Below are 2,167 nucleotides of genomic sequence, written 5' to 3'. Positions count from 1 at the left end.
AACAGGTAGCCGAGCATTTCCACTTTATCCCGCTGCTGTCCTTCGCCTAACAGGGCAGCGACTGGAACGCCGAGGTATTTGCCGACCAGGTCGAGAAGCGCCGCTTCCAAAGCCGTTACCGCATGGATTGTAATGCGGAGGTCAAAGGTCTGTAAGCCGCGTCCGGCTGAATCCCGGTCTGCAAACTGGCGGCGTACGTTATTTAAGATATTGTTGTAGGTGCCGATAGACTGGCCGACCACAATTTCACGTGCGTCTTCCAGTGTCTGGCGGATTTTCTCGCCGCCCGGCACTTCACCGACACCGACATTCCCTGAATTATCCTTCAGTAAAACGATATTACGTGTAAAGTAAGGGGCATGAGCACCGCTTAAATTTAAAAGCATGCTGTCATGACCGGCTACTGGAACCACAGTCATTTCTGTAATAATAGGTGCACCTGTTTTGACGTTTTCCTGGATTAATTGAGTGTTTGTGTTCATCTGTTTCTCTCCTATCAAATTGGAATTATGGATTAAGATTTCAATTCAACACGTTTAATTTCACCGACAAGGAACAGGTAGCTGCAGATCGCCACGAGTGCATTGGCACCGACGAACACAAGTGCCCCGTTAAAGGAGCCGGTTGTGGCAATAATGTAGCCGATAATGATCGGCGTCGTAATGCCGGCAATGTTGCCAAATGTATTGAACAGGCCGCCGCTGACACCGGACATTTCTTTTGGAGATGTATCTGCCACAACGGCCCAGCCGAGTGCACCAAACCCTTTTCCAAAGAAGGCAAGCGCCATCACAAAGATGACAATCCACTGTGTATCCACATAATTGGCGGCCACGAGTGTCATGGACAATAACATCCCGACCACAATCGGTGTTTTCCGGGCCACTGTTAAAGAGAAGCCTTTGCGGAGCAGGAAATCGGAAAACGTTCCGCCAAGAATCCCGCCCAAAAATCCGCAAATCGCCGGCAGGGAAGCCACAAAGCCAACTTCAAGGATGGTCATGCCCCGTTCCTGGACAAGATAAACCGGGAACCAGGTCAGAAAAAAGTATGTCAGCGTCGTAATGCAGTACTGGCCCAGGTAAACGCCTAACAGCATCCGGTTTGTCAGCAGCTGCTTCACCTGGCCCCAATTGATGCTTTTCTTTTTGTCATTCTTTGTTTCTGTCTGGTCCATGTTGGTCAGGGCGCCGCCTTCTTCAATGTAAGCAAGCTCGGCCTCGTTAATCCGCGGGTGTTCCTTCGGACTGTGAATAACCTTCAGCCAGATAAACGCGACGATGATTCCGACTGCTCCCATGAAGTAGAAAACATATTCCCAGCCAAGTTTATAGGCAATATAACCCATAATCGGCGCAAAGAGAACGGTTGCAAAATATTGAGCAGAGTTAAAGGTGGCTGCCGCAGTGCCGCGTTCATGGCTTGGAAACCAGGAAGCAACGATCCGACTGTTAGCAGGAAAAGAAGGAGCTTCTGCCAGTCCAACTAAAAACCGGAGTGCAAACAAAGCGATGATCGCTGTTCCAGCAGAACCTAAAAATCCGATAAATCCCTGCAAAAGCGTAAATAAGGACCATATAAAGACACTCCAGAAGTACACTTTCTTAGAGCCGAATCGGTCTAATAGCCAGCCGCCAGGAATTTGTCCGGCTACATAGGACCAGGCGAAAGCAGAAAATACATAGCCCATCATGACAGAATCAAGACCAAGCTGACTCGACATTTCTGGTCCGGCGATCGAGAGCGTCGCACGGTCAGCATAGTTGATAGCAGTAACAACAAACAGCATAAAAACAATAAACCACCGTACGCGCGTTTTTTTCTGGGCGCCTGGCGTTGATGAAGAAGGCTGAAGGATTCTTTCTGGACTAGCCATATACACACTTCCTTTTGAAAATATTCGTGTTTTAACAATGCCTTTAAATAAGTAAATTTAATAGTTCAATGGATGTTTAAAATGTTCAACTTCTGATACCGCTTTCAAACAATTCAATCTAATCGTTACATACGATAGAAATGATAGAAATGAAATGTCTCAATCAAGGGCAACACTCCTTTTGTAAAAATTCAAATTATTTTATTTTGTCCAATGGTAAGACAAATATAATTGTTTGTCAACCGCTTTCAGACATGTTTTTTCGCCGGCCGTTTTTTGTTAAAACTGCTA

General features: G+C 46.5%; 2 protein-coding genes. Both read right to left on the bottom strand.

The window, feature by feature from the left end:
• Positions 1–482, bottom strand: a 482-nt coding sequence (locus VP97_RS22900) for an enolase-like domain-containing protein (protein ID WP_483782911.1), incomplete at its 3' end; no start/stop codon positions are given.
• Positions 483–514: 32 nt separating this feature from the next.
• Positions 515–1,876 carry an MFS transporter gene (locus tag VP97_RS22895; protein WP_050184500.1) on the bottom strand — a complete coding sequence of 454 codons (1,362 nt, stop codon included), beginning with the start codon at positions 1,874–1,876 and terminating at the stop codon, positions 515–517.
• Between the last annotated feature and the right edge of the window lie 291 nt (positions 1,877–2,167).

This window comes from Domibacillus robiginosus (genome assembly GCF_000966195.1).
Lineage (GTDB): Bacteria > Bacillota > Bacilli > Bacillales > Domibacillaceae > Domibacillus > Domibacillus robiginosus.
This window is presented reverse-complemented; position numbering and strand designations above follow the sequence as displayed.

Bases quoted from the DNA above. Each gene is read 5' to 3' on its own strand.
- VP97_RS22895 (WP_050184500.1), bottom strand. From the start codon at position 1,876: ATGGCTAGTCCAGAAAGAATCCTTCAGCCTTCTTCATCAACGCCAGGC.